Annotated in this window: 3 protein-coding genes; all 3 read left to right on the top strand. The window is 41.0% G+C overall.

Annotated features, from left to right (window positions below; genetic code table 11):
* Window positions 1-486 (top strand): RHS repeat-associated core domain-containing protein (locus L975_RS18595; protein WP_047709162.1); only part of this gene is annotated, 486 nt, incomplete at its 5' end.
* Window positions 443-547 (top strand): HNH endonuclease, encoded by a 105-nt coding sequence (locus tag L975_RS18755; RefSeq protein ID WP_072033084.1) that lies wholly within the window; start codon window positions 443-445, stop codon window positions 545-547. The genes L975_RS18595 and L975_RS18755, both read left to right, overlap by 44 nt.
* A gap of 28 nt (window positions 548-575) precedes the next feature.
* A complete protein-coding gene (locus L975_RS14690) occupies window positions 576-1,088 on the top strand; it encodes an SMI1/KNR4 family protein (RefSeq protein ID WP_047709161.1) in 513 nt (170 codons plus the stop codon).
* The last annotated feature ends 269 nt before the right edge of the window (window positions 1,089-1,357 follow it).

Genomic DNA, 1,357 nt, shown 5'->3' with positions numbered 1-1,357 from the left:
AATGACGAAACTTATTGTGAGCTGCGCTATCAGGGGCAGATTTATGACCAGGAGACGGGGCTTTACTACAACCGGCGTCGTTACTTTGACCCGGAGTTGGGGCAGTATATCTCGCCAGATCCGATAGGTTTTGCGGGAGGGCTGAGGCCACAGGGGTATGTGCATAATCCGCTGGAGTGGGTGGATCCACTGGGGTTGTTTGGTGAAAAAACCCTTAACTCTCCCGATCCTGCTAAATGGTTAGATAAGGGAGGGACTGTTTGGAATGAACTTGATGGTACTTGGGTATATCAAAATGCTGCCGGTACAACAGTAAGATATCCTAACGGACATCCCGATTTTGGGCCTTTCACTGTTCAGCAAGTAGATGTTCCTGATTTAAAGGGTAATCACAGCCATGGTTTGAACGGAGATTTTGGAAAAGCTGATGCAATGGCTCCCAATGGGACTGCTGACCATGCAAGAAGTGCCCTCAGATATACATAAAGAATTTACGCATAGAGGTGGTGTTTCAACTATAAAACAGGGTAATAAAAAATGCCCTTAGATAAGGTTTTTCAAAATAAGGTGGCGGTATGACTATAAAAGTTGGGCACGGTACAAGCGATATTAAAATAAAAGATATATCCTTAGCATTAAATGTTGCTTTTTCGAAATCCTATATTGATTTTTTATTGCGGCTTAATGGAGTGGCTATTTTTGGCGATTCATACTGCACTATCCCATTTGAAAAGGTCGATGATGGTGAGGTGGATTTTCAAGCTCTTTATGGATTAGACGGGGAAAATAAAAACTTTGATTTGCAGAGCAATAATGACATTAGAAACGAAACTACTTCACTGAGCTCTCCATTTGTCATCGGAGGTGATTCTGGAGGGAATTATTATTTAATGAATGCCAATGGGGTTGATGAGGCAGTTTATTATTGGGATCGTTCGCATATACATTTTGATAATAATTTTGACTATCCAGAGAGTAACGAGGAGGGTAATATCTATAAATTAGCTGATAGTTTTGATAGTTTTTTTCAGATTGTTGTCGAGAATGTAATTGGCGGAAATGACTTTGTTATTAGTGATCTTTGGTAGATGATGAGCAGTAAGAAAGGCATCTCGTATGTTGGGCTAACCCTTGTAGGTTGGTGCTAAACGAAGTGAAGCTCAACGTTTAGCGTGAAAGAAAATCTTGAATTCTTTGGCTCGGCGAACAACGGTGACGGTCCCCCAATAAAAAGAACCACCGTGATGATGAAATTCGGCATGATAAAGACCTCATTAGGAAAGCTATCATGAAATCAAAACGGTTTTCAGTTGAACAGATTGTTTCTGCACTAAAGCAGCATGAAGCAGGATTACCA

The sequence above is a fragment of the Plesiomonas sp. ZOR0011 genome (assembly GCF_000800945.1).
Lineage (GTDB): Bacteria > Pseudomonadota > Gammaproteobacteria > Enterobacterales > CAMTGL01 > Plesiomonas > Plesiomonas shigelloides.
Note: the sequence above shows the minus strand (reverse complement) of the source record. Positions and strands in the feature narration are given on the sequence as shown.